The following is a 25,500-nucleotide window of genomic DNA, read 5'->3' on the forward strand; positions in this document are numbered from 1 at the left end:
GTCCCACGTCGCGCCGCGACCCATCGTGATCGCGCATCGCCGCTCCGCTCTTGCGGCGGCGGCCCGGATCGTCCATCATTCCCTCACGGCCTGGGGTGCCGCGCAGGTGCGCGGCTGAGATCACACCCACTGAACCTGTCTGGGTCATTCCAGCGAAGGGAGCCGCCGATGGCAGCTGAATCACGTCCGTATTCTGAAACGAACGCCACGCGGGCGCGCGCGCCCGATCAGGCCCCGGCCCCCGATGTCGTGATCATCGGGGCCGGCGTCTGCGGGCTGGGCATCGCCTGGCGACTGGCGCAGCGCGGCCTCGCCGTCACGGTGCTCGACCAAGGCGCCCTCGGCGCCGCGGCGAGCTGGGTCGCCGGCGGCATGCTGGCCGCCTGCGCCGAGGCCGAGCCCGGCGAGGAGGAACTGGTCCGGCTCGGCCGGCATGCGCAGCGCCTGTGGCCCGGCTTCGCGACCGAGCTTCTGGAGGCGACCAGCATCGACGTCGATCTGCGCACCGAAGGCACCCTGGTGGTGGCGCCGACCGCCGACGAGCGCGCCCGTCTCCTCCATCATCACGCGTTCCAGACAGGCCTCGGCCTGACACTCGACTGGCTGACGCCGGCGGAGGTCCGCCGGCGCGAGCCGCATCTCGCAGCCGGGATCACCGGCGCGGTGTTCAGCCCGGAGGACCATCAGGTCGCGACCCGGTCGCTCACCACGGCGCTGATCCGCGCGGCCGAGCGGGCCGGCGTCACCCTGCGGCCGCACACCGCGGTCGCGCGCATCGTCGTCGAGAACGGCCGCGCCACCGGCGTGGAGCTTTCCGACGGCACGCGCATCGCCGCCGGAACCGTGGTGCTGGCCGCCGGGGCCTGGTCGCGCGGCATCGAGGGGGTCGCCCCCGCCGCCCGCCCGCCGGTGCGGCCGATCAAGGGGCAGGTGATCGTCCTGAAGATGGATGCCGCCGCGCCGCTGCTGACTCACGTTCTCTGGGCGCCGGGTTGTTATCTGGTGCCGCGCCGCGACGGCCATCTGATCCTCGGCGCCACCGTCGAGGAGAAGGGCTTCGACACCGCGATCACGGCCGGCGGCATCTTCGCATTGCTGGAGGCCGCGTGGCGGGTGCTGCCGGCGATCGAGGAGCTGCCGATCGTCGACACGGTCGTAGGCCACCGGCCCGGCAGCCGCGACGACGCGCCGATCCTCGGCGCTTCGGAGGTGCCGGGGCTCGTCTACGCCACCGGCCACCACCGCAACGGCATCCTGCTGGCGCCCGTGACGGCCGACGCCGTCGCCCGGCTGGTGGCCGGCGAGGGGACCGATCCGGCGATCGCCGCGTTCGGCATGGAGCGGTTCGCGGCGAAAGCCGCGGCCTGACCGGCGCGAGGATCAACAATGACCGATGTGACACCGGCGCCCGGCGGCGCCGGCGAGACCAATGCGAGAGACACCATCACGGTGAACGGCGTCGCGGAGCCGCACGTCGCGGCGACGATCGCGGCGCTGCTGACCGAGAAGGACATCGACTCCGGCGCCCGCGGCATCGCGGTCGCCGTCAACGGACGGGTGGTTCCGCGCACCGCCTGGAGAACCACGGCGCTCGCATCCGGCGACGCCGTCGAGATCGTGCGGGCACGGCCCGGAGGCTGACATGAGCATCGAGACCAACACCGACCCGCTGGTGATCGCCGGGCGCAGCTTCGCGTCGCGCCTGTTCCTCGGCACCGCCGGCTACCCGAACCGCAAGGTGATGCTCGACGCGATCGCGGTGAGCGGCACCGAGATGGTGACGGCGGCGATCCGCCGGATCAGCCTCGCCGGCGAGGAGGAGAGCCTGGTCGACCTGATCGGCGACAAGGCGCACTTCCTGCCCAACACGGCCGGCTGCCAAACGGCGCGAGACGCCGTGCTGACCGCCGAGCTCGCCCGCGAGGCGCTCGGCACCGACTGGATCAAGCTCGAGGTGATCGGCGACCGCGAGCTCCTCTATCCCGACGTGGAAGAGCTTCTGAGGGCGACCGAGACCCTGGTCGCGGCCGGCTTCACGGTGCTGCCCTACTGCAACGACGACCCGATCACCTGCCGGAAGCTCGCCGATGCCGGGGCGGCGGCCGTGATGCCGCTCGGCGCGCCGATCGGCTCGGGCCTCGGCATCTGCAATCCGGTGATGATCGAGACGATCTGCGCCCGCTCGCCCGTGCCGGTGGTGCTCGACGCCGGCATCGGCACGGCCTCGGAGGCGGCGCTCGCCATGGAGCTCGGCTGCTCGGCCGTGCTGCTCAACACGGCGGTGTCGAAGGCCAACGACCCGGTGCGGATGGCGGCCGCCATGCGGGCCGGCGTCGAGGCCGGGCGGCTCGCGTCGCGGGCCGGCCGCATCCCGCGCAAGCGTTACGCCGAGCCGTCGAGCCCGCAGCTCGGCCTGGTCGGCACGTGAATGCTACCGCACCCGACGAGCCGTCATGCGCGGCCTTGTGCCGGGCATCCACGTCTCTCGGCCGCCGGTCATGGCGAAGACGTGGATGGCCGGGACGAGCCCGGCCATGACGGCGCTGAAGTCCCCCGACCGCCTGCCGGCACGGCTGCTGCTGGTCACCGACCGGCGGCAGGCGGTGCGGCCGCTGGCCGAGATTCTTCAGGCGGCCTTCGCGGCCGGCTGCCGGTTCGCCAGCATTCGCGAGAAGGATCTCAGCGAACCCGCGCAAGTCGTCTTGACGAAAGAGTTATTGCCGATCGCCGAGCGGCACGGCGCGATCCTGGTGCTGCATGGACGGCCGGAGGTCGCGCGCGCCGCCGGCCTCACCGGCGTGCATCTACGCGGCGGGTCCGACCCGCGTCCGGCTCGCGACCTGTTCGGCCCGGTCGGGCTGATCGGCGTCTCGGTGCACGCGCCGGCCGAAGCGGGGCGGCTCGATCCCGACCTCGTTGCCTGGGCGATCGCCGGCCCGGCTTTCGCGACCGCCAGCAAGCCGGGCTACGGGCCGGCGCTCGGACCGGCGGGCGTCGGCGCGATCGCGGCGGCCTGCCCGGTGCCGGTCCTGGCGATCGGCGGCGTCACGGCCGAAGCCATCCCGGACCTGCTCGCCGCAGGGGCCGCCGGCGTCGCCGTGATGGGCGCCGTGATGCGGGCGGGCGACCCGGGCGCCGAGATCGAATCGCTGCTCGCCGCGCTGGCCGCGGCGGCGCCGGCTCAGCCGCGCCCCCGGTAGGTCGGGACCCCCTGGTCCGGCACCCAGACGCCGGCCGGCAGCTTGCCGGCCTGGAAGAACACGTCGATCGGCATGCCGCCGCGCGGATAGAAGTAGCCGCCGATCCGCAGCCAGCGCGGCTTCAAAGCGGCGACCAGCCGCTTGCCGATCGCCACGGTGCAATCCTCGTGAAATGAACCGTGGTTGCGGAAGCTGTTGAGATACAGCTTCAAGGATTTCGATTCGACCAGCCAGGCGGCCGGCACGTAGTCGATGACCAGGGTCGCGAAGTCGGGCTGGCCCGTCACCGGGCACAGCGAGGTGAACTCGGGGAACGTGAAGCGCGCCACATAGGGCGTGTCGGCGTGCGGGTTCGGCACCCGGTCGAGCGTCGCCGTCTCGGGCGAATCGGGGATCGGGGTCGGCGTGCCGAGCTGCAGCGGGGCGCCGGCGCGGCGGCCGGGCGACGGGCGGGGGCGGGCGGTGCGAGGCATGTCGTTCTCCGGTCGCGCGAGGCGACCATGATGGCTCGGCGTGCGCGACCATGATGCCGCGGCATGCGCCGAGGACGCTTGGCCGGTTCGGTTAGGCCTGTTAAGACACCGTCACCCCCCAGACAAGCCATGCGGGAGCCTTTGATGACCGCCATCGTGGACATAATCGGCCGCGAGATTCTCGATAGTCGCGGCAATCCGACCGTCGAGGTCGACGTGGTGCTCGACGACGGCTCCAAGGGCCGCGCCGCGGTTCCGTCCGGTGCCTCGACCGGCGCCCACGAGGCCGTCGAGCTGCGCGACGGCGACAAGGCGCGCTACGCCGGCAAGGGCGTCACCAAGGCGGTCGAGGCCGTCAACGGCGAGATCTACGACGCCATCTCGGGCTTCGACGCCGAGGAGCAGGTGCTCATCGACGACACGATGATCAAGCTCGACGGCACGCCCAACAAGGCGCGCCTCGGCGCCAACGCGATCCTGGGCGTTTCTCTCGCAGTTGCGAAGGCGGCGGCGACCGCCAAGGGCCTGCCGCTGTATCGCTATGTCGGCGGCACCTCGGCCCGCGTCCTGCCGGTTCCGATGATGAACATCGTCAACGGCGGCGCCCACGCCGACAATCCGATCGACTTCCAGGAATTCATGATCATGCCGGTCGGCGCGGCGAGCTTCGCCGAAGCGCTGCGCACCGGCGCCGAGATCTTCCACGTGCTCAAGGCGGGCCTCAAGGCCGCCGGCCACAACACCAATGTGGGCGACGAGGGCGGCTTCGCGCCGAACCTGCCGTCGGCCGACGCAGCGCTCGACTTCGTCGTCAAGGCGATCGAGAAGGCCGGCTACAAGGCGGGGCAGGACGTCTATATCGGCCTCGACTGCGCCTCCACCGAGTTCTTCAAGGACGACGCCTATCACTATGAAGGCGAAGGCAAGAAGCGCTCCCGCGACGAGCAGGTGAAGTACCTCGCCGACCTCGTGGCCCGCTACCCGATCGTCACCATCGAGGACGGCATGGCCGAGGACGACTGGGAGGGCTGGAAGGCGCTCACCGACGCCATCGGGGCGAAGTGCCAGCTGGTCGGCGACGACCTGTTCGTCACCAACGTCGCCCGCCTCTCGCAGGGCATCAAGAAGGGCATCGCCAACTCGATCCTGGTGAAGGTCAACCAGATCGGCTCGCTCACCGAGACGCTCGCCGCCGTCGAGATGGCCCACAAGGCCGGCTACACGGCGGTGATGTCGCACCGGTCGGGCGAGACCGAGGATTCGACCATCGCGGATCTGGCGGTCGCGACGAACTGCGGGCAGATCAAGACCGGCTCGCTCGCCCGCTCCGACCGGATCGCCAAGTACAACCAGCTCCTGCGCATCGAGGAGGAGCTCGGCAGCCAGGCGATCTATGCCGGCCGCGGCGCGCTGAAGGCGCTGGCCTGATCCGACCCGCGACCGGTGTCGCGGCGGCGACGCCCCGACGCCTCGACACCACTCACCGCGACCGAAAAGACACGGAAGCCGGCGCCTTGCGCCGGCTTCCTGCTGTGAGAGTACGGATTAAACCGCATTTTAACGGACGTGGCGCCCTATGGGCTCATTATGGTGTCGCGTCCCCGTATAAGATCGATCGTCACGGCGCTCTGCCTCTATGTGCTGGCGTCGCTGATGATCGGCTATTTCGGAATCAACGCCTACACGGGCAGTCGCGGCATCAACGCGCGCAAGGATCTCGATGCCCAGATCGCCGAGCTGACCGCCGATCTCGCAGTTGCGAAGGCGGAGCGCGAGGTCTGGCAGCGGCGCGTCGCGCTGCTGAAATCCGAAAGTCTGGATCCCGACCTGCTGGACGAGCGGGCGCGGTCGCTGCTCAACTTTGTCGATCGCCGCGACATCGTGATGATCGTCAAGTCGCGCTGATCCGCCACGGCGGCCGGCGGTGGCATGGCTTGCTCCCTGCAAGCCCAAGCCACATATGAAAAATCAGCACAGGTTTCGACGTCCGGACCATCCTTTCGTAGCGTCTCGAATTCGGCTATGGGGTTGATCGTTCGTCGCCACACCCCGAGGTCACGATGGCTTCCCAAAAGAAAGTCGCCGACACGCCTGCGCCGACCAGCCGGCCGTCGATCCTGCCCATAGACGCTTCTCCCGTGCAGGAGCTCGGCCGCGACGCGGATCTGAAAGCGTATCGCGACATGCTGCTGATCCGCCGCTTCGAGGAGAAGTCGGGTCAGCTCTACGGGATGGGGCTGATCGGCGGCTTCTGCCATCTCTACATCGGCCAGGAGGCCGTGGTGGTGGGCATGCAGCTCGCCATGACGGAGGGCGACCAGGTCATCACCGGCTATCGCGACCACGGCCACATGCTCGCCTGCGGCATGGATCCGCGCGGCGTGATGGCGGAGCTGACCGGCCGGCGCGGCGGCTACTCCAAGGGCAAGGGCGGCTCGATGCACATGTTCAGCCGCGAAAAGCACTTCTACGGCGGCCACGGCATCGTCGGCGCCCAGGTGTCGCTCGGCACCGGGCTCGCCTTCGCCAACAAGTACCGTGACAACGGCAATGTCTGCCTCACCTATTTTGGCGACGGCGCCGCCAATCAGGGCCAGGTCTACGAGAGCTTCAACATGGCGGCGCTGTGGAAGCTGCCTGTCGTCTACATCATCGAGAACAACCGCTACGCCATGGGCACCTCGGTGCAGCGCGCCTCGGCCCAGGTCGATCTCTCCAAGCGCGGCGCCTCGTTCAACATCCCGGGCGAGCTGGTCGACGGCATGGACGTGCGCGCCGTGAAGGCCGCCGGCGACCGCGTGCTCGAGTACTGCCGCAGCGGGCAGGGGCCCTACATCCTCGAGATGAAGACCTACCGGTATCGCGGTCACTCGATGTCGGATCCGGCCAAGTACCGCACCCGCGAAGAGGTCGAGAAGGTCCGCGTCGAGAGCGATCCGATCGAGCAGTCGCGCGCCCGCATCCTCGCCCACGGCTGGGCCGACGAGGACGCGCTCAAGGCGATGGACGCCGACGTCCGCAAGATCGTCAACGAGGCCGCCGAGTTCGCGACCTACGATCCGGAGCCGGACGCCTCCGAACTCTACACCGACATTCTGCGCTGATCGCGGCGCCATCCGGACAACGAGGGTCGAACCCCCATGCCAACCCAGATCCTGATGCCGGCTCTCTCGCCCACGATGGAGAAGGGCAACCTCTCCAAATGGGTCAAGCAGGAGGGCGACAAGGTGAAGGCCGGCGACGTGATCGCCGAGATCGAGACCGACAAGGCGACCATGGAGGTCGAGGCGATCGACGAGGGCACGCTCGGCAAGATCCTGGTGCCGGCCGGCACTGCCGACGTCGCCGTCAACACGCCGATCGCCGTGATCGTCGCCGACGGCGAGGATGCGAGCGCCGCCGCGACGCCGGCCGCCCAGAACAAGGCGTCACAGTCGGCCCCGCCCGCGGCGGCTCCCGCCGCGGCACCGACCCCGGCTGCTGCGCCAGTCCCGGCCGCGCCCGCCGTGCCGGAGCTCGCCGAAGAGACTCACGAAGGCGCCGAGCTCGTCACCATGACGGTGCGCGAGGCGCTGCGTGACGCCATGGCCGAGGAGATGCGCCGCGACGGCGACATCTTCGTCATGGGCGAGGAGGTCGCCGAGTATCAGGGCGCCTACAAGGTCACCCAGGGCCTCCTTCAGGAGTTCGGCGCGCAGCGCGTCGTCGACACGCCGATCACCGAGCACGGCTTCGCCGGCCTCGGCGTCGGCGCAGCGCTCGCCGGCCTCAAGCCGATCGTCGAGTTCATGACCTTCAATTTCGCCATGCAGGCGATCGACCAGATCATCAATTCGGCCGCCAAGACGCTATACATGTCGGGCGGTCAGATGGGCTGCTCGATCGTCTTTCGCGGGCCCAATGGGCCCGCCGCGCGCGTCGGCGCCCAGCACAGCCAGGACTACTCGTCCTGGTACTCGCACATCCCAGGCCTCAAGGTGGTGGCGCCCTACACGGCGGCCGACGCCAAGGGCCTCTTGAAGGCCGCGATCCGCGATCCGAACCCGGTGATCTTCCTGGAGAACGAGATTCTCTACGGCCAATCGTTCCAGGTGCCGAAGGTCGACGACTGGCTGGTGCCGATCGGCAAGGCGCGGGTCGCCCGCACCGGCAAGGACGTCACGCTGGTCGCCTGGTCGATCGGCATGACTTATGCGCTGAAGGCCGCCGAAAAGCTGGCGGAGCAGGGGATCGACGCCGAGGTGATCGATCTGCGTACCATCCGCCCGATGGACACCGAGACGATCGTCGCGTCGGTGAAGAAGACCGGCCGCTGCGTCGTCGTCGAGGAGTGCTGGCCGCAGTCCGGCGTCGCCTCCGAGATCGCCACCCGCATCATGGAGCACGCCTTCGACTGGCTCGATGCGCCGGTGGCGCGCGTGTCCGGCAAGGACGTGCCGATGCCCTACGCCGCCAATCTCGAGAAGCTGGCGCTGCCGTCGGTCGACGAGGTGGTCGAAGCGGCGCGCGCCGTCACGTATCGGTGACGCCATGGCACGCTCCAAGACCGACGACCTCTACCACGCGCTGCCGATCGCCGAGGATGCGCTCGCCAATGGCGGCGTCGAGATCCTCCGGGCCGGGCTGATCGACGACGAGCTGTTCGTCACCGCCCGCCATGCCTTCGACGACCCCGCCACCTGGGGCGAGGTCCTGGCGGAGATCACCCGCAAGCTCGCGCAGATCTACTCGCTGGAGACCGACCTCACCGAGGCCGAGGCGCTGGCCGAGATCGAGGAGGCCTACGCGGCCGACCTCGGCGCCAAGGAGGTGGACGACACGCCGCCGCCCCGTCCGGCGACCTCGCGAAAGTCGCCGGCCCGCAAGGCGGCCGCTGCGCCTGCCGGAAAGCGGGCACCCGCGAAGCCCGCGACCGCCAAGAAGACTCCGACGAAGAAGCCGGCCGCCGGCAAGTCTGTCGCCGCCAAGGCGACCAAGATACCGGCCAAGACGACGGCGAACAGCAAGCCCGTCGCGAAGAAGCCGGCGCCGCGCGCCCGGCCGCGCTGACGCGCCGCGTTCCGCGGCCGGCACGTCCGGCCGCGCCCGATCCGAGACGGCGCCCCCCGTGACCGGCGCCGACCGTCGCGCCCAACTGGAAGACACTCCCGATGCCCATCAACATCCTGATGCCTGCGCTCTCGCCCACGATGGAGAAGGGCAACCTCGCCAAGTGGCTCAAGAAGGAGGGCGACAAGGTGCGCTCCGGCGACGTGATCGCCGAGATCGAGACCGACAAGGCGACGATGGAGTATGAGGCGGTCGACGAGGGCACGATCGCCAAGATCCTGGTGCCGGCCGGCACCGCCGACGTCGCCGTCAATGCGCCGATCGCCGTGCTGGCGGTCGAAGGCGAGGTGGTCACCCAGGTCGCTGCGGCCGGGGCGAAGGCCGGTGCGAAGCCCGAAGCGCCGAAGGCCGATGCCAATCCGGCCGCGAGCGCCGCCCAAGGAAGCGCCGCGCAGGGGCAGGGGGCTCCGCCGCCCGCCTCCGCGCAGGCCTCCGCCGGGGCGGCCGGCACGGTGCCGCGCGCCGGCCTGCACGACACGGCGTCCGGACCGGCCGCGCATCAGGCGAACGGCGGCACCCGCCAGTTCGCCTCGCCGCTCGCCCGCCGGCTCGCCAAGGAGGCCGGCATCGATCTCGGCCGCGTCGAGGGCTCGGGCCCGCACGGCCGCGTCGTCGCCCGCGACATCGAGGCGGCGCGTGGCGGCAAGGGCCTGAAGCCCGCGGCTGCGGCGACGCCCGGCGCGCCGGCGGCCGCCCCGATGCCGGCGCTCGCGCCCTCCGACGAGGCGATCAAGGCGCTCTATCCCGAGGGCTCCTACGACTTCGTTCCGCACGACCAGATGCGCCGCATCATCGCGCAGCGCCTGCAGGTCGCGAAGCAGACGATCCCGCATTTCTATCTCACCGTCACCTGCACGATCGACGGCCTGCTGGCGGCCCGCGAGGCCGTCAACGCCTCCGCGCCGAAGGACAAGGACGGCAAGCCGGCCTGGAAGCTCTCGGTCAACGACTTCGTCATCAAGGCGCTGGCGATGGGCCTGAAGACGGTGCCGGACGCCAACGTCACCTGGACGGAGGCGGGGCTGCTCAAGCACAAGTCCGCCAACGTCGCCGTGGCGGTCGCGATCCCGGGCGGCCTGATCACGCCGGTGATCCGCAGCGCCGACACGAAGTCGTTGTCGGTCATCTCGGCCGAGATGAAGGATTTTGCGACACGCGCCCGGTCGCGCCGGCTGAAGCCGGAGGAGTATCAGGGCGGCGCGACGGCGGTGTCGAATCTCGGCATGTACGGCATCGAAGAATTCGCCGCCGTGATCAACCCGCCGCACGCGACGATCCTGGCGGTCGGCGCCGGCGCCCAGGTGCCGGTCGTGAAGGACGGCGCGATCACGGTCGCCACCCAGATGAAGATCACGCTCTCCACCGACCACCGCGCCGTCGACGGCGCGCTCGGCGCCGAGTTTTTGGGGGCGATCAAGCGCTTCATCGAGAACCCGGTGATGATGGTGGTTTGAGCACGCGGCGCGACCACGCGGAGACGCGGAGCCGGGAAGGGGTCCGATGAGCGACGGCGGCGGCACCGCGAAGAACGTGGTGGTGACCTTCTTCCCGATGGCCATCGCTGTGCTGTCGCTCGTCACGTCGATCTACAACGGCTGGCTCAACAACAAGTTCGTCGGCATCATCCAGGGGAATGTCGGCCGCGTCGAGTACATGCGGACCTGCAAGGAGATCATCGACGCCTACTTCCTCGTGAAGGTGCGGGTGGGGTTGCTGGCCGACGCCGCGCGTGGCGCACCGGCCGGAGCGGAGCTCGGGCGCGAGCGGGCCGAGGCGGAGGTTGCGGTGGCGAAGTTCGCGGCGCTCGGCACCTATCTCGCCAATCTGCGCGACGAGGCGATCCGGGCCCGCTACACCGAGCTGTCGCGCCGGCTCGAGGCGCTCGTCCGCGAGCGCGGCGGGTCGGGCGACGCAGCGACCCGCTTCCAGGCCGCCGACACGATCTTCGCCGAGCTGAACGCCGACTGCGTCAGGAGCGCCAAGGACATGCCGCTGTGAGCGAGACGAAGGCACCGGCGGGACGCTTGCACCGGCACGCGGCGATGCCCATGTCGCACCGTGTGCGGACCAGGAGACCGGCATGACCGAGCCGAGCGACGCCATCATCCCGATCCTGCAACGAATCCAGGCGGGTATCGCCGAGACGAAGCGGGACATCGGCCGACGCATCGAGACGGTCGGCGAGACCCTGGCACATCACGGCGAGAAGCTCGAGACGATCGAGGGATATCTGACCTACGGCCTCGGTCTCACGGCCCGAAATCTTTCCGACATCGAAACCCTCAAGGCCGACATCGAAGAGATCAAGCGCCGCGTCGCGGCCTTGGAACGGCGCTGAAAATTATCCCCCCGAAGCGCCCGCCGCTCCCGGCGGGCCGCCTCTCCGCCCGGAGAGGATCAGCCGACCAGAGAAGCGAATGTCCGACACCTCCTTCGACGTCATCATCATCGGCTCCGGCCCCGGCGGCTACGTCACGGCGATCCGCGCCGCGCAGCTCGGCTTCAAGACCGCGATCGTCGAGAAGTCGCACCTCGGCGGCATCTGTCTCAACTGGGGCTGCATCCCGACCAAGGCGCTGCTGCGCTCGGCCGAGATCTATCACTACATGCAACACCCCGAGGTCTACGGGCTGAAGGCCGAGAACGTGTCGTTCGATCCGGCCGCCGTGGTGAAGCGCTCGCGCGGCGTCTCGAAGCGGCTCAACGACGGCGTCGGCTTCCTGATGAAGAAGAACAAGGTCTCGGTGATCTGGGGCGCCGCCACGGTCGACGCGCCCGGCAAGATCTCGGTGGCGGCGTCGAAGACCGAGGCGCCGAAGGGCGCGCTCGGCCCGGGCAGCTATCAGGCCAAGCACATCATCGTGGCGACCGGCGCGCGGCCGCGCGTGCTGCCGGGGCTCGAGCCCGACGGCAAGCTCGTGTGGACCTATTTCGAGGCCATGGTTCCGGAGAAGATGCCGAAGTCGCTCCTCGTCGTCGGCTCCGGAGCCATCGGCATCGAGTTCGCCTCGTTCTACCGGACCATGGGCGCCGACGTGACGGTCGTCGAGGTGCTGCCGCAGATCCTGCCCGTCGAGGACGCCGAGATCGCGGCGTTCGCGCGGAAGCAGTTCGAGAAGCAGGGCTTCAAGATCCTCACCGGCGCCAAGGTGACGAAGCTCGACAAGAAGGCGGACAGCGTCACGGCGACGATCGACGACGGCAAGGGCGGCACCCAGACGCTCACGGTCGACCGCGTGATCTCGGCCGTCGGCGTCGTCGGCAACATCGAGAACCTCGGATTGGAAAAGCTCGGCGTGAAGACCGACCGCGGCACGATCGTCACCGACGGGCTCGGCAAGACCAACGTGCCGGGCCTCTACGCGATCGGCGACGTCGCCGGCCCGCCGATGCTGGCTCACAAGGCCGAGCACGAGGGCGTCATCTGCATCGAGGCGATCAAGGGCCTGCACCCGCATCCGCTCGACAAGTCGAAGATCCCGGGCTGCACCTACTGCTCACCGCAGATCGCCTCGGTCGGCCTAACGGAAGCCAAGGCGAAAGAGCAGGGGCTCGACATCCGGGTCGGCCGCTTCCCGTTCGCCGGCAACGGCAAGGCGATCGCGCTCGGCGAGGATCAGGGTCTCGTCAAGGTGATCTTCGACAAGAAGACCGGCCAGCTTCTCGGCGCCCACATGGTCGGCGCCGAGGTGACCGAGCTGATCCAGGGCTATGTCGTCGCGATGAATCTCGAGACGACCGAGGAAGAGCTGATGCACACGGTCTTCCCGCATCCGACCCTGTCTGAGATGATGAAGGAGGCCGTGCTCGACGCCTACGGCCGCGTGCTCAACGCCTGATCTCCGGGACCCCGGCGCGCCCTGCGCCGGGCTCCCTTCGGGCGCGACGACGGCCTGCGAGCCGAACACCAATGCCGAGGCAAGGGAGCCTGACCGATGACGGATCACACCTACAAGCTGGTCGAGCTGGTCGGCTCGTCGCCGAACAGCATCGACGACGCCATCCGCAACGCCATCACGCGCGCCGGCAAGACGGTGCGCAACATGCGCTGGTTCGAGGTGGTCGGCACCCGCGGCCACATCGAGGACGGCAAGGTGGCGCACTTTCAGGTGACCCTGAAGGTCGGCTTCACGCTGGACGACGCCGGCTGACGGGGGCGTCCGCGGCCGTAGCCGTTGCCGTCTCGGGTCCGCAGGCCTCGTCGAGGACCGCCTGGACGAGATCGAGCGCCGCGACGACGGTGCGGTAGCGGATCTCGCCGCGGCCGATCTCGCCGAACCGGCAGACCCGGTGGCGGGCCGGCATGCCGCGCCGGCCGGCGGCGACATGGACGAGGCCGACCGGATTGCCGTCCTCGTCGCAGGCCGGCCCGGCGACGCCCGTGACGGCGACCGCCAGGTCGGCGCAGGAACGCTCCAGCGCGCCCGCCACCATGGCCCGGGCGACGTCCTCGCAGACCGCCGTGCTGTGTTCCAGGAGTGCCTCGGGCACGCCGAGCGCCACGGTCTTCTGGACCTTGGTGTAGACCGCGAAGCCGCCGTGGAGCTGCGAGCCGGCGCCGGGCGCCTCCGACAGCACGGCCGCCAGAAGGCCGCCGGTGCAGGATTCCGCCGTGACCAGGGTCAGGCCGCGCTCGCGCGCCCGGTCGATCACGATCGCCGCACGGCGGACCAGCGGGGCGTCGATGGCGGTGAACTCGAGCTCGCTCATGCGGTGGGACTGGCGTGCGAGGCGTCTGGCGGGCCGGATGCGGCACCGACGGCGGATCCTGGGAAGAGGCGGACGATCCGAGGCTTGAACGCGCCCGCCGGCGCCATCGTTCCCAACGGATCGATCCGAGCGGCGACGCGCCGGACGCGGCTGCAGTGCCAGCCTCGACGCAGCATCCTGTGCCAAGCGGCTGAATTTCTGCACAATTCCGGGCCCGTGGTGTCGGCCCGTTTATATTCCATAATATGTCTTATGCGAATTACAGACATGGCCGGAGACATGTCCCCACCGGTCCGGCCGGCTGCTCGCATCGCTCTCGATCGCTGACCGGACCGGCGTGCCGCGGGGTCGTCTCGGCGCGCGCCGCCGTCTATGGTGCGGCCCGCACGTCATGTCGAACGAGTCTGGAATGACCCAGTCGGACTTTGCGGTTCCGGTCGCGGACCGCCACTTCGAGGACTACGTCCCCGGGCGGACCTACGAGTACGGGTCCGTCACGGTGACCGAGGCCGAGATCGTCGAATTCGCCCGGCGCTTCGATCCGCAGACCATGCACACCGAGCCCGAGGCCGCCGCCCGTGGCGCCTTCGGTGGCCTGATCGCCTCGGGCTGGCACACGGCCGCCATGACCATGCGGATGCTCGCGGACGGCTGGCTGACCGCCACCCAGAGCCTCGCCAGCCCCGGGGTCGACGAGCTGCGCTGGATCAAGCCGGTCCGGCCCGGCGACACGCTGCGCATCCGGGTCACCACGGTGTCGGCCGAGCGGTCGCGCTCCAAGCCGGACCGCGGGCTGGTCCGTTCCTTCGTCGAGGTCCTGAACCAGCGCGACGAGGTGGTGATGAGCATGATCGGCATGGTCCTGATCCGTTGCCGGACGCTTCCACCGTGAGGACCGCGCCATGACGGAGCCCGAGAAGTCGCCGACGATGACGCCCTCGCGCGGCATCGCGCGGCTCCTGGAGATCATGGCGGCGCTGCGCACGCCGGGCTCCGGCTGCGCCTGGGACCTCGCCCAGGACTTTTCCTCGATCGCGCCCTACACGATCGAGGAAGCCTACGAGGTCGCCGACGCGATCGCCCGGATGAACCTCGCAGACCTCGAGGACGAGCTCGGCGATCTCCTGCTCCAGGTCGTCTTTCACGCCCGCATGGCCGAGGAGCAAGGTGCCTTCGACTTCGGCGGCGTGGTCGAGGCGATCACGAGGAAGATGCTGCGCCGGCATCCGCACGTGTTCGGCGACGCCACGGGCGAGACGCCAGAGGTGGTCGCGGGCCTGTGGGAGCGCATCAAGGCCGAGGAGAAGGCCGAGCGCGCGGCACGTGGCGGTGGACGCGACGAGCAGCGCGCGTTGGCAGGGGTTCCGACCGCCCTGCCCGCCCTCACCCGCGCCCTCAAGCTGCAGCAGAAGGCCGGCCGCGTCGGCTTCGACTGGAACGATCCGCGGGCCGTGATCGCGAAGATCCGCGAGGAGACCGACGAGATCGAGGCGGCGCTCGACGCCGCCGATCGTGATCACGCCGGCGCCGAGGTCGGCGATCTCTTGTTCGCCGTCGTCAACCTGGCGCGCCATCTCGATGCCGATCCGGAGCGGGTTCTGCGCGAGACCAATCAGAAGTTCGAGCGCCGCTTCGGCTTCATCGAGCGCGCGCTTCTCGCGCGCGGAAGGACGCCGGCGGAGTCGACGCTCGACGAGATGGACGCGCTGTGGACCGCCGCGAAGGCGGAGGAACGGCGCTAGGCCGACGCCGCCGGCCGATGCGCGTGTTCGTGCGGATCGGCATTGGTTCAGGAGCGACGCACTCTCGGTGTGCGATTCCTCTCGCGGCCCGCCACGCCGCGGTTCATAGTCGAAAGAGTCACGAACGCCATCGCGCCGGGCCGACAAGCGCGGGATCCGAGAGCACGACATGACCGACGATCCGATCGAGCTCGATCAGCACCGCGGGATGGCCGCCCAGAAGGCGACCGAGCTGCGGCGTCTGCGCGTCGATGTCGAAGCGAACGCCAAGGCGTTGATGGAGAGGCAGACGGAACTCGAGACGCACCTTCTCGCGGCGCCGGCCCAGACCTGGCCCGAGGCGGCCGAGAAGGCTCATTATCTGCTGACATTGTTCGCCGCGAGCCCGGCCGCCCAGGACCCGCGACGTCAGCGGCTGATCTCGGATGTTCTCGAGGATTTCCGCCGCCTGTCGAACGAGACCGGCGGCTGACGACGATCCGTATCGTCGAACTCCGCTACGACCTCCGGGGCGTCAGGCCGGACGTGGGAGCGTCGTGCCGCCGCCGGCGAGACCACCCGAGGGACCGCCGGCGCGCAGCCCTGCCCCGCGCTTCGCCGCGACGACCTTCTTCTTGGGGGCCGCGATCTCGCCCTCGCGCACGGCCTTCTTGCGCGCGAGCTTGCGGGCGCGACGCACCGCGTCGGACTTCTCACGCGCCAGCTTCTCCGACGGCTTCTCGTAGAAGCGCCGGCGCTTCATCTCCCGAAAAATCCCGTCTCGCTGCATCTTCTTCTTGAGGACGCGGAGCGCCTGATCGACGTTGTTGTCACGAACGAGGACTTGCACGGGACCATCTCCTTCCGGCGCGTCGGACCGTCGGTCCGGTCGCGTCGTGAAAAGCGAACCCCGCGCTCGTGGCCGAACGCGGGGTTCTGCTCGGTTCATTCGGGCGGCAGGTCCGGCTTGGACGCTGGCCCGAGCTTGTTGCGCGTCGTTCAGACGACGCGGAGATTCTCGGCCGAGGACTTTCCGGTCCGCCGGTCGGCGACGACGTCGAACGTGACCTTCTGACCTTCGTCGAGCCGGCTCAGGCCCGCCCGCTCGACCGCGCTGATGTGCACGAACACATCATTGCCGCCGCCCTCGGGCGCGATGAAGCCGAAGCCCTTCTGACTGTTGAACCACTTCACGGTTCCAGTGCTCATGGAGTCGTATCTTTCGTGTGCACGAGTTTGCCGCGGCGGCGCACTACGCCGCCGGTTCGTTCGAGACTCTGGAAAACCGTCAGTCGGACGCGACGAGGGGGCCAGCCAGGTCGTTTCGGTCGGTTCTGTCGTTTCGGCCATTTCTCTTTGAACGGGGCCGACCATGGCATCGGGGTCGATCCAGAGCAATACGACGATCCGAGCCGAGGCCCGCCCGAACCGACGGGCCGGTCGGCTCCGGCGCTTCGGGAAGGCAGAGAAAGATCAGCATGGCCCGCGGCTTGTCCCGACGAGCAGACCGCGTGCGCGGCGCCGACCCGACCCGGGCTTTTATTTTTCGTAGGGCTGGTCCGATCGCGAGCCGCGTGAGAGGCGCTCGATCAGACCGCGCGCTCGAGCTCTTCCTCGCCGACGACGCGCTCGTACTGCTCGCTGGAGCTCTTCACCCGATACCGGAAGCCGCTGTCCTCGAGCGGCAGCTGGCGCGTCACCTCGTAGGGTCCGTTCGCGGTCGCGCTGAAGCGGCTGGTCCGGACCAGCCGGACGCGCTGTCCGAGCTGATATTTGTGCAGGTCGGCCATCGTCTTCACCTCGCTAGCTCGATGCCATGTCGATTCGCGTGACCCAGGCCCGTCCGCATCCGCTGCAGGCCCAATGATGCTCGATCGCGCCGCCGGAGACGTAGTCGGAGCGCCAGGGAGCGACCGGCGCACGCGCCGCGCAATCCTCACAGCAGCCCGGCGTGGCGACGGAGTCGTGAGTCTGCGCGGTCGCGACGGCCTGCGCGCTGCGGCGCAGCCACTGCCTGTCGTTCTTGCGGATGAGATGAAGCGGATAGGTCACCGACACGGTCGTCTCCTCGATGGGCGGGAAGCACGACCGCAACAGTCAGAAGTGCCACAGCGGGTCTGCGATCGTCCTGATATGGGAACGGCACGACCGGTTGTCGAGGGGGCCTAGCTCTTCGGATCGATCTCACCCGGTCGGCCAAGTTGTCGGACGTCGCCAGATCAGCACGGCGGATCGGCGTGTCGCCGGACCGTCGTCAGTCCGCTACCGCGGCCCGCACCCGCTCGCCGAACTTCGCCCGCACCTGCCCTTCCCGGCTCGGATGGACGCGCAGATGCACGGTGGTGACCCCGTCGTCGGAGGTCGCGGTGTCGAGCACGTCGCCGGTGCGGTGGAGCCAGCTCAGCGCGGCGCCGTCGGCGGCGTCGACCGCGACGGTCAACGCGACGCGGGTGCGCGCCACGCGTTCGGCGATCGTCGCGACGAGGCCATCGAGCCCCTCCCCGGTGATCGCCGAGACGAGGCGGGGCAGCCGCTCGGCAGGCTGCCGGGCAGCCAGGTTCTCCAGGCGCTCGCGCTCTTCGGCGGGCACCTGGTCGATCTTGTTCCAGACCTCGAGGATGCGCTCGTCCTGCGGCGGGATGCCGAGCTCCTCGAGCACCTGGTCGACGTCCTTGGACTGCGCCTGGGTGTCGCCGTGCGACACGTCGCGCACGTGGAGGATGAGATCCGCCTCGATCACCTCCTCCAGCGTCGCCCGGAAGGCGGCGACCAGCATGGTCGGGAGATCGGAGATGAAGCCGACCGTGTCGGAGAGGATCACGCGCGGGCCGTTCGGCAGGTCGACGGCGCGCAGCGTCGGATCGAGGGTGGCGAACAGCATGTCGGCGGCGAGTACACCTGACCGCGTCAGCCGGTTGAACAGCGTCGACTTGCCGGCGTTGGTGTAGCCGACCAGCGCGACGATCGGGTACGGCACCCGCTTGCGGCTGGTGCGGTGGAGGGTGCGGGTGCGCTTGACGCCTTCGAGGTCGTGCTCGATGCGCCGGATGCGGTCCTGGATGAGCCGCCGGTCCGTCTCGATCTGGGTCTCGCCCGGCCCACCGAGGAAGCCGAAGCCGCCGCGCTGGCGCTCGAGATGGGTCCAGGAGCGGACCAGCCGGCTCTTCTGGTAGGTCAGATGGGCGAGCTCGACCTGCAGCGTGCCCTCACGGGTCGCGGCGCGCCGGCCGAAGATCTCCAGGATGAGGCCCGTGCGGTCGAGCACCTTGGTGCTCCAGGCCCTTTCCAGATTGCGCTGCTGCACGGGCGAGAGCGCGCAGTCCATCACCACGAGGCCGATCTCGAGGCTCTTCACCAGGCCGGCGAACTCGTCGACCTTGCCTTTGCCGAGGTACGTCGCCGGGCGGATCGCCGACAGCATGACGATGCCGCTCTCGACCACGTCGAGGTCGATCGCCCGCGCCAGACCGGTCGCCTCGGCGAGCCGGGCCTCCGGCGCGCGGACGATCGTCTCGGGACGCACGCCGACGTCGGCCCGGGCCGTACCGGCCCGCGCCTCGGCATTGCGCAGATAGGGTCCGATGACGAGGCAACGCGTCACGGCCGCACCCGTCGGGGTCGGCGTCAGGCGTTGCGGGTCGTCGCGGTGTCGTGGCTCCAACTAGGCCTTTTCCGCTGCTTCCTCGGCCCCTTCGAACAGCTGGATCGGGTGACCCGGCATGATGGTCGAGATCGCGTGCTTGTAGACGAGTTGGGAGTGGCCGTCCCGCCTCAAAAGCACACAGAAGTTGTCGAACCAGGTGACAACGCCTTGGAGCTTGACTCCGTTCACGAGAAAAATGGTGAGCGGCGTCTTGTTCTTGCGAACATAGTTCAGGAAGGTGTCTTGTAGGTTTTGTGAGCGATCGGCTGCCATGGCCGTTTGTTTCCGTTGTACTCGCGGTCCCCGTTCGCGAGGTGGCGACTTTTTCGCGCCCGACGCGCGCCGTCGTTGCGGCGCCCGCGGGCGTGGGCATCGGTATTAGATTGCACCGCGGTAACGAGCGCAAGCCCAAGCTGGCCGATTACCGCCTGAATTCGCAGCAGCTTCGTCCGTCAGGAGAATTCGGCGTGGGCATGGAAGGCGGCGCGCAGCCGCGCGGCGACCGGGCCGGGCGTCCCGCCGGCGACCGGCTGACCGTCGATCCGCACCACCGGCATGACGATCTGGCTCGCCGCCGTGACGAAGGCCTCGCGGGCCGCGAGCGCCTCGTCGACCGTGAACGGCCGCTCGACCAGGGTCAGGCCCTCGGCCGCCGCGACGGTCTTGACCACCTCGCGCGAGATGCCGCGCAAGATGTCCGGGCCGACCGGGCGGGTGACCAGCTCGCCCTGGTCGGTTACGATCCAGGCGTTCGAGGAGGCGCCCTCGGTGACGAAGCCGTCGCGGTCTACGAACCAGGCCTCGCGGGCGCCCTGCTCGCGCGCCGCCTGCTTGGCGAGAACGTTGGGCAGGAGCGCGATCGCCTTGATGTCGACCCGGGCCCAGCGGGTCTCCGGCACGGTGACGACCGCGATGCCGGCGCGCGCCGCCGCCTCGCCGCCCGCCGGGTCGATCCGCTTGGCCGAGACGACGAGGCTCGGCCGCGTGCCGGGCGGCGGGAAACCGTGGTCGCGGCGGGCGACGCCGCGGGTGACCTGCAGATAGACGAGCCCATCCCGCACCCGGTTGCGCCGCACCGCCTCGTGCAGGACGACGCTCAGCGCCGACAGGGGCAGCGGCAGCGGGATGCGCAGCTCCGACAGCGAGCGGACGAGACGATCGGTGTGGCGACGCTCGTCGACGAGCCGCCCTCCCCGCACCTCGCAGACCTCGTAGACACCATCGGCGAACTGATAGCCGCGGTCCTCGACATGGACCACGGCGGAGCGGAACGGCCGCCACTGGCCGTTCACGTAGACGACACGAGACATGACGTGATCAGAACGAATCGACGCTTCTGCGAAACGTCGATTCGTTCGTTCCTTCTTGTTGGAGCATGATCGGATCCGAAAACCGAAGGTCCCTTATCGGGATCATGCTCAGTCCATTCCCAAGGCCTTGAGCTTCCGGTGCAGGGCCGAACGCTCCATGCCGACGAACTCGGCGGTGCGCGAGATGTTGCCGCCGAAGCGGCTGATCTGGGCGCGCAGATACTCCCGCTCGAAGGCCTCGCGGGCGTCGCGCAGCGGCATGCCCATCAGATGCTCGCCGCCGTTGCCGCGCGGCATCGCCGGCACCATCGAGCCGACGTCGGGCGGCAGCATCGAGGCCGTGATGATGGCGTCGGGATCGCCGCCGGCGAGAATCATCAGCCGCTCGACGTTGTTGCGGAGCTGGCGGACGTTGCCGGGCCAGTCGTGCGACTGGAGCACGGCGAGCGCGTCGTCGCCGATGCGGCGCTTGGGCAGGCCGGTCGCCTGCGAGATCTGGTCCTGGAAGTGCTCGACGAGATCCGGGATGTCGTCGCGCCGCTCGGCGAGCGGCGGCACCCGGATCGGCACCACCGAGAGCCGGTGATAGAGATCCTCGCGGAACCGGCCCGCGGCGATCTCCTCCTCCAGGTTGCGCGCCGTCGAGGAGACGATGCGCACGTCGACGGCGACCTTCGTCGTGCCGCCGACCCGCTGGAACTGCTGGTCGACCAGGACGCGCAGGATCTTGCTCTGCGTCTCCCGCGGCATGTCGGCGATTTCGTCGATGAACAGCGTGCCCCCGTGGGCCTCCTCCAGGGCGCCGACCTTGCGGGTCTCGCTGCCGTTCGACTGCTCGATGCCGAACAGCTCGACCTCCATCCGTTCCGGCGTGATGGCGGCGGCGTTGATCACCACGAAGGGACCGCTGGCGCGCCCCGAGAGGGCGTGCACGGTGCGGGCCGTGAGCTCCTTGCCGGCGCCCGAGGGGCCGACGATGAGAATGCGGCTGTTGGTCGGCGACACCTTCTCGATGGTCTGGCGCAGGTGGTTGATGGCGGTCGAGCGGCCGACCAGCGTGGTCGGGAACGGCGCCAGCTGCTTGAGCTCCTTCACCTCGCGCTTGAGCCGCGACGTCTCCAGTGCACGATCGGCGACCAGCACCAGCCGGTCGGCCTTGAACGGCTTCTCGATGAAGTCGTAGGCGCCCTGCTTGATGGCGGCGACGGCGGTCTCGATGTTGCCGTGGCCCGAGATCATCACGACCGGCAGCTCGGGATTCTCCGCCTTGATGGTGGAGAGGAGCTGCAGCCCGTCGAGCTTCGAGCCCTGCAGCCAGATGTCGAGGAACACGAGGCTCGGGCGGCGCGCCTGGATGGCGCGCAGCGCGTCGTCGGAGTCGCGGGCCGTGCGGGTGCCGTAGCCCTCGTCCTCCAGGATGCCGGCCACCAGCTCGCGGATGTCGGCCTCGTCGTCGACGATCAGGATGTCAGACGCCATGTCGTTGCTCGCCCTGCTGCTGGTCTTGGTCGGCGGTGGCCGGTTCGGCGGCGAAACGCAGACGGAACCAGGCGCCGCGCCGGCCCGGCTCGCGCTCGGCTGCGTCGTGCAGCTCGATGCGTCCGCCGTGCTCCTCGAGAATCTTGCCGACGATCGCGAGGCCGAGCCCGGTGCCCTTCTCGCGGGTCGTCACATAGGGCTCGAGCAGCCGCCGCCGGTTCTCCTTCGGCAGCCCGATCCCGTTGTCGATCACGTCGATCACGATGTCGTCCCCCTCCCGCGCCGCGGCGACGTGGATGTGCCCCTTGTCGAGCTCGGCGGGCGGGACCGCGGCGATGGCTTCGGTCGCGTTCTTGATGATGTTGGTCAACCCTTGCGAGATCAGGCGCCGGTCGAATCGCGCCGGCATCGGACCGTCGGGGATGTCGGCGGTGATTTCGACATCGGCGTGGCCGACCCGCATGAGGAACACGGCCTGCCGCACCGTGTCGGCGACGTCCTCCTCGGTCATCACCGGCTTCGGCATGCGGGCGAAGCGCGAGAACTCGTCGACCATGCGACGGATGTCCTCGACCTGCCGGACGATCGTGTCGGTGCACTGCTCGAAGATCTGCTTGTCCTCGACGATCACCTTTCCGTACTTGCGGCGCAGCCGCTCGGCCGAGAGCTGGATCGGGGTCAGCGGGTTCTTGATCTCATGGGCGATGCGACGCGCGACGTCGGCCCACGCCGAGGTCCGCTGCGCCGTGACCAGATCGGTGATGTCGTCGAGCGTGAACACGTAGCCGTGCTCGGGATCGGCGGACTGCTCGGTGGTCATCCGGATCGAGACGGTGCGCTCGCGCCCTGCCCGGTTGATCGACGCCTGCCCCTGCGCGAAGCGCTGGCCGGTGGTGCGGGCCGAGAGGAACATGTCGGCGAGCTCGGGCAGCACCTCGGCGAGCGGCTTGCCGAGCACCTCCTGCTCGGTCGCCCCGATCAGCTTCTCGGCCGAGCGGTTGAGGATGCTGATCCGCCCGTCGGCGCCGACGCCGACGACGCCGGCCGAGGCGCCGGCCAGCACGGCCTCGGTGAACCGCCGCCGGCTGTCGATCACGTCGCGGGCCCGCACGATGTCGTCGCGCTGCGTGCGCAGCTCGAACGTCATCTTGTTGAAGGTCTCGCCGAGCTGGGCGAGGTCGCCCTCGGATTGGCGCACCGGCACCTGGACGTAGAGATTGCCGGTCGAGACCACGTTGGCGGCGCCGATCAGGCGGCGGATCGGCGCGACCAGCCGGTTGGCGAAGTTGAAGCCGATCCACACGGCCGAGAGCAGCACGGTGAGGGCGATGACCGTGAACATCAGCGCGAAGGCGATCTGCACGCCGAGCCGCCGCTTCTCCAGCTCGGCGAACTCGCTCACCGTCGTCTGCGTCTCGCGGAACTGCGACACGACCAGCGGATTGAGCGGCCGGGCGACGAACAGGATCGTGTCGTCGTAGTTGCGCAGCTTGAGCGCGCCGGCGACGTAGTTCGCGTCAGGATTGACGATCACCTGCGGCTCGGTCTCGCTGACGCCGGCCAGCATCGCGGCGGTCGGCCGCGGCGCCTCGTGCGCGAGCTTGATGTCGGCGCGCTCGATCACGGCCAGGTTCTTGTCGAGCAGCACGGCGATCGGCAGGCCGCGCACCTGCGCCTGCGCCGTGAAGAACTGGCGGAAGCGATCGCGGTCCTGGTCGAACAGCGGCCGGGCGCGGCCGACGTCGAAGGCCATCGCCTGCGTCTCGCTGCGCAGCGACTGGGCGTGCTCGTTGAGATAGACCTCGGCGACGACCAGCGAGTTGGCGATGACGCCGCGGGTGCGCTGGGTGAAGAAGCGATCGAGACCGCGGTCGAGCGTGATCGAGGCGACCACGGCGACCAGGATGGCGGGTGCCGCCGCGATCACCGAGAACAGCCCGACGATGCGCACGTGCAGCCGCGCGCCCGCGGTGCCGCGCCGGCGGGCCTGGACGATCTGCCAGACCTCGCGGCCGATCACCCCGAGCAGCAGCGCCACCGCCGTGCCGTTGACCATCAGCAGGCTGACGACGACGTTGTGGGTCGGCACGATCGGGGTCAGGCCGGCCAGCACCAGAAAGGTGACGAGCGCCGACAGCAGCGCGGCGGCGACGCCGATCGGTCCCAGGATCCGGGTCCCGGAGCCGCTGCCCGGCTTGACCGCCTCGGCCAGCCCGGCGCTCGTCGCCTCGTCCACGGTTGCCATGCACCCCCCTCGGCCGCATCGACTTTGACGCGCCGTTACTGCCTCTCTGGCTGAGGCGTTTGTACAACAATGTTGCCGAATTGAGACGATTCAACGGCGCCCTCGTCTTCACGAGAGCGCGAGCGGAATCGCCGATTCCGGGCGAGCCCGGATAACCGCACCGGCCTAGGTGCTGGTCCGAATCACCCGGATGTCGAGGTCCCGAATCTTCTTGCGCAGGGTGTTGCGGTTGACGCCCAGGAGCTCGGCCGCACGGATCTGATTGCCGCGGGTCGCGACCAGCGCCGCCGAGAGCAGCGGGTGCTCCACCTCGCGCAGCACGCGATGGTAGAGGCCGGGCGGCGGCAGGCTATCGTTGAAGCCGCCGAAATAGCGCGTCAGGTGGCGCTCGACCGCCGACGACAGGTTCTCGTCGGGCCGCGGCTCGTCGCTGGTCGCGCTGGTGGTCGGCTGGGCGAGCTCGCCGTCGATGACGGCGGCCGTGATGGTCTCCTGCGGGTAAAGCGCGGCGAGACGGCGGGCGAGATTCTCCAGCTCGCGGACATTGCCGGGCCAGCGGTAGCGCTTGAGCCGGTCGAGCGCCGCCTTCTCGATCTGCTTGGCCGGCAGCCCTTCCCGCTCGGCGATGGCGAAGAAGTGGTGGATGAGGTCCGGCACGTCCTCGGTGCGCTCGCGCAGCGGCGGTAGGCGCAGCGGCACGACGTTGAGGCGGAAGAACAGGTCCTCGCGGAATAGCCCCTGCTGGATCAGGATCCGCAGGTCCTTGTTGGTCGCCGCGATGATGCGCACGTCGGTCTTGATCGGGGTGCGGCCGCCGACCGTCGTGTACTCGCCCTGCTGCAGCACGCGCAGGAGGCGGGTCTGCGCCTCCATTGGCATGTCGCCGATCTCGTCGAGGAACAGCGTGCCGCCCTCGGCCTGTTCGAAGCGGCCGGCGCTGCGCGAATTGGCGCCCGTGAACGCCCCCTTCTCGTGGCCGAACAGCTCGGACTCGATGAGGTCGCGCGGGATCGCCGCCATGTTGATGGCGACGAAGGTGCCGCTGCGCCGCTTGCCGTAGTCGTGCAGGGCGCGCGCGACCAGCTCCTTGCCGGTGCCGGATTCGCCCGTGATCATCACGGTCAGGTCGGTCTGCATCAGGCGGGCGAGCAGGCGGTAGATCTCCTGCATGGCCGGCGAGCGGCCGACCAGCGGGATCGCCTCCATCTCCTCCGGCGCCGGCGCCTTGACGGCGACCTCCTTGGGCTCGGCGAGCGCCCGGCCGACGATGGTGATCAGCTCCTTCAGGTCGAAGGGCTTGGGCAGATACTCGTAGGCGCCGCGCTCGGAAGCGCGGATCGCCGTCATGAAGGTGTTCTGCGCGCTCATCACGATCACCGGCAGGTCGGGCCGGAGCTTCTTGATGCGCGGCAGGAAGTCGAAGGCGTTCTCGTCCGGCATCACCACGTCGGTGATGACGAGGTCGCCCTCGCCCTGGCTCACCCAGCGCCACAGGGTCGCGGCGTTGCCCGTCGAGCGGACCTCGTAGCCCGCACGCGACAGGGCCTGGTTGAGCACCGTGCGGATCGCGGCGTCGTCGTCGGCGACCAGAACTCGACCGGTGGGCATCG

At 69.5% G+C, this 25,500-nt stretch carries 28 protein-coding genes, 1 pseudogene and 1 riboswitch; of the genes and pseudogenes, 17 read left to right on the plus strand and 12 right to left on the minus strand.

All coding sequences use genetic code 11. The features are described from left to right. The first annotated feature begins 80 nt into the window (after positions 1-80). Positions 81-178: riboswitch (TPP riboswitch) on the plus strand. The 4 genes from thiO (at position 169) to CCR97_RS08835 (ending at position 3,200) form a co-directional block, all read left to right on the plus strand. Further along, a complete protein-coding gene (thiO, locus tag CCR97_RS08820) occupies positions 169-1,368 on the plus strand; it encodes a glycine oxidase ThiO (RefSeq protein ID WP_111356522.1) in 1,200 nt (399 codons plus the stop codon). Its footprint overlaps the riboswitch before it by 10 nt. A gap of 18 nt (positions 1,369-1,386) precedes the next feature. After that, positions 1,387-1,641, plus strand: coding sequence for a sulfur carrier protein ThiS (thiS, locus tag CCR97_RS08825; protein ID WP_111356511.1), 255 nt, complete (start codon positions 1,387-1,389; stop codon positions 1,639-1,641). A gap of 1 nt (position 1,642) precedes the next feature. Beyond that, entirely contained in the window at positions 1,643-2,428 is a 786-nt protein-coding gene (thiG, locus tag CCR97_RS08830; protein WP_111356510.1) for a thiazole synthase, read from the plus strand. A gap of 70 nt (positions 2,429-2,498) precedes the next feature. Then, complete coding sequence (locus tag CCR97_RS08835) at positions 2,499-3,200, plus strand: thiamine phosphate synthase (protein WP_170145759.1); 702 nt, start codon at positions 2,499-2,501, stop codon at positions 3,198-3,200. Here CCR97_RS08835 and queF read toward each other — a convergent pair. Next, the gene (gene queF, locus CCR97_RS08840) at positions 3,182-3,673 is read right to left on the minus strand and encodes a preQ(1) synthase (protein WP_111356508.1); all 492 of its coding nucleotides are present in this window, start codon (positions 3,671-3,673) and stop codon (positions 3,182-3,184) included. The two genes, CCR97_RS08835 and queF, sit on opposite strands and share 19 nt — an antisense overlap. Before the next feature lie 144 nt (positions 3,674-3,817). On the opposite strand from queF, the gene eno reads away from it, so the two are divergent. From eno to CCR97_RS08890, 10 genes and pseudogenes are all read left to right on the plus strand, one after another. Beyond that, on the plus strand, positions 3,818-5,101 hold the full coding sequence (eno, locus tag CCR97_RS08845) for a phosphopyruvate hydratase (RefSeq protein WP_111356507.1): 1,284 nt from the start codon (positions 3,818-3,820) through the stop codon (positions 5,099-5,101). A 225-nt stretch (positions 5,102-5,326) separates the two neighbouring features. Beyond that, complete coding sequence (locus CCR97_RS08850; RefSeq protein WP_338049063.1) at positions 5,327-5,578, plus strand: FtsB family cell division protein; 252 nt, start codon at positions 5,327-5,329, stop codon at positions 5,576-5,578. A 248-nt stretch (positions 5,579-5,826) separates the two neighbouring features. Continuing rightward, a pseudogene (gene pdhA / locus CCR97_RS08855) lies at positions 5,827-6,777 on the plus strand (pyruvate dehydrogenase (acetyl-transferring) E1 component subunit alpha); the annotation flags it as partial. A gap of 36 nt (positions 6,778-6,813) precedes the next feature. Then, positions 6,814-8,199 carry a pyruvate dehydrogenase complex E1 component subunit beta gene (locus CCR97_RS08860; RefSeq protein WP_111356504.1) on the plus strand — a complete coding sequence of 462 codons (1,386 nt, stop codon included), beginning with the start codon at positions 6,814-6,816 and terminating at the stop codon, positions 8,197-8,199. A 4-nt stretch (positions 8,200-8,203) separates the two neighbouring features. Next, positions 8,204-8,722, plus strand: a complete 519-nt coding sequence (locus CCR97_RS08865; RefSeq protein ID WP_111356503.1) for a DUF5076 domain-containing protein — start codon at positions 8,204-8,206, stop codon at positions 8,720-8,722. Positions 8,723-8,823: 101 nt separating this feature from the next. Further along, on the plus strand, positions 8,824-10,236 hold the full coding sequence (locus CCR97_RS08870; protein WP_201159434.1) for a pyruvate dehydrogenase complex dihydrolipoamide acetyltransferase: 1,413 nt from the start codon (positions 8,824-8,826) through the stop codon (positions 10,234-10,236). Between the two features lie 46 nt (positions 10,237-10,282). Beyond that, on the plus strand, positions 10,283-10,780 hold the full coding sequence (locus CCR97_RS08875; protein ID WP_111356147.1) for a hypothetical protein: 498 nt from the start codon (positions 10,283-10,285) through the stop codon (positions 10,778-10,780). Between the two features lie 82 nt (positions 10,781-10,862). Beyond that, positions 10,863-11,120 carry a hypothetical protein gene (locus CCR97_RS08880; RefSeq protein ID WP_111356146.1) on the plus strand — a complete coding sequence of 86 codons (258 nt, stop codon included), beginning with the start codon at positions 10,863-10,865 and terminating at the stop codon, positions 11,118-11,120. Positions 11,121-11,199: 79 nt separating this feature from the next. Continuing rightward, positions 11,200-12,621 (plus strand): dihydrolipoyl dehydrogenase, encoded by a 1,422-nt coding sequence (gene lpdA, locus CCR97_RS08885; protein ID WP_111356145.1) that lies wholly within the window; start codon positions 11,200-11,202, stop codon positions 12,619-12,621. Positions 12,622-12,717: 96 nt separating this feature from the next. Next, positions 12,718-12,933, plus strand: coding sequence for a dodecin (locus CCR97_RS08890; RefSeq protein ID WP_111356144.1), 216 nt, complete (start codon positions 12,718-12,720; stop codon positions 12,931-12,933). Here CCR97_RS08890 and CCR97_RS08895 read toward each other — a convergent pair. Further along, the gene (locus CCR97_RS08895) at positions 12,911-13,492 is read right to left on the minus strand and encodes a CinA family protein (protein WP_111356143.1); all 582 of its coding nucleotides are present in this window, start codon (positions 13,490-13,492) and stop codon (positions 12,911-12,913) included. The genes CCR97_RS08890 and CCR97_RS08895 overlap by 23 nt on opposite strands. 409 nt (positions 13,493-13,901) lie before the next feature. On the opposite strand from CCR97_RS08895, the gene CCR97_RS08900 reads away from it, so the two are divergent. The 3 genes from CCR97_RS08900 to CCR97_RS08910 all read left to right on the plus strand — a co-directional run bounded on the left by CCR97_RS08900 (position 13,902) and on the right by CCR97_RS08910 (position 15,706). Continuing rightward, positions 13,902-14,384: a MaoC family dehydratase gene (locus CCR97_RS08900; RefSeq protein WP_111356142.1), complete on the plus strand. Its 483-nt coding sequence runs from the start codon at positions 13,902-13,904 to the stop codon at positions 14,382-14,384. Between the two features lie 37 nt (positions 14,385-14,421). Continuing rightward, positions 14,422-15,234, plus strand: a complete 813-nt coding sequence (gene mazG / locus CCR97_RS08905) for a nucleoside triphosphate pyrophosphohydrolase (protein ID WP_111356149.1) — start codon at positions 14,422-14,424, stop codon at positions 15,232-15,234. Positions 15,235-15,403: 169 nt separating this feature from the next. Next, positions 15,404-15,706 carry a hypothetical protein gene (locus CCR97_RS08910; protein ID WP_111356141.1) on the plus strand — a complete coding sequence of 101 codons (303 nt, stop codon included), beginning with the start codon at positions 15,404-15,406 and terminating at the stop codon, positions 15,704-15,706. A gap of 42 nt (positions 15,707-15,748) precedes the next feature. Here the strand turns inward: CCR97_RS08910 and rpsU are convergent, their stop codons facing one another. From rpsU to ntrC, 10 genes are all read right to left on the minus strand, one after another. Then, the gene (rpsU, locus tag CCR97_RS31580; protein ID WP_111356140.1) at positions 15,749-16,063 is read right to left on the minus strand and encodes a 30S ribosomal protein S21; all 315 of its coding nucleotides are present in this window, start codon (positions 16,061-16,063) and stop codon (positions 15,749-15,751) included. 149 nt (positions 16,064-16,212) lie between these two features. Beyond that, positions 16,213-16,422, minus strand: coding sequence for a cold-shock protein (locus CCR97_RS08920; protein WP_111356139.1), 210 nt, complete (start codon positions 16,420-16,422; stop codon positions 16,213-16,215). Between the two features lie 380 nt (positions 16,423-16,802). Continuing rightward, positions 16,803-17,003 (minus strand): hypothetical protein, encoded by a 201-nt coding sequence (locus CCR97_RS08925; protein ID WP_146618670.1) that lies wholly within the window; start codon positions 17,001-17,003, stop codon positions 16,803-16,805. A gap of 13 nt (positions 17,004-17,016) precedes the next feature. Next, positions 17,017-17,271 carry a hypothetical protein gene (locus CCR97_RS08930; protein ID WP_146618669.1) on the minus strand — a complete coding sequence of 85 codons (255 nt, stop codon included), beginning with the start codon at positions 17,269-17,271 and terminating at the stop codon, positions 17,017-17,019. Between the two features lie 196 nt (positions 17,272-17,467). Then, positions 17,468-18,874: a GTPase HflX gene (hflX, locus tag CCR97_RS08935; RefSeq protein ID WP_111356136.1), complete on the minus strand. Its 1,407-nt coding sequence runs from the start codon at positions 18,872-18,874 to the stop codon at positions 17,468-17,470. After that, positions 18,875-19,129 carry an RNA chaperone Hfq gene (hfq, locus tag CCR97_RS08940; protein ID WP_008385166.1) on the minus strand — a complete coding sequence of 85 codons (255 nt, stop codon included), beginning with the start codon at positions 19,127-19,129 and terminating at the stop codon, positions 18,875-18,877. A 179-nt stretch (positions 19,130-19,308) separates the two neighbouring features. Beyond that, positions 19,309-20,166 (minus strand): D-amino-acid transaminase, encoded by an 858-nt coding sequence (locus CCR97_RS08945; RefSeq protein WP_111356135.1) that lies wholly within the window; start codon positions 20,164-20,166, stop codon positions 19,309-19,311. A 108-nt stretch (positions 20,167-20,274) separates the two neighbouring features. After that, on the minus strand, positions 20,275-21,645 hold the full coding sequence (gene ntrX, locus CCR97_RS08950) for a nitrogen assimilation response regulator NtrX (RefSeq protein WP_111356134.1): 1,371 nt from the start codon (positions 21,643-21,645) through the stop codon (positions 20,275-20,277). Continuing rightward, entirely contained in the window at positions 21,635-23,890 is a 2,256-nt protein-coding gene (locus CCR97_RS08955) for a sensor histidine kinase NtrY-like (protein WP_111356133.1), read from the minus strand. The genes ntrX and CCR97_RS08955 overlap by 11 nt, the downstream gene beginning before the upstream one ends. A gap of 165 nt (positions 23,891-24,055) precedes the next feature. Next, the gene (gene ntrC / locus CCR97_RS08960; protein ID WP_111356132.1) at positions 24,056-25,498 is read right to left on the minus strand and encodes a nitrogen regulation protein NR(I); all 1,443 of its coding nucleotides are present in this window, start codon (positions 25,496-25,498) and stop codon (positions 24,056-24,058) included. Positions 25,499-25,500 lie beyond the last annotated feature (2 nt).

Source organism: Rhodoplanes elegans (assembly GCF_016653355.1).
GTDB classification, from domain to species: Bacteria; Pseudomonadota; Alphaproteobacteria; order Rhizobiales; family Xanthobacteraceae; genus Rhodoplanes; species Rhodoplanes elegans.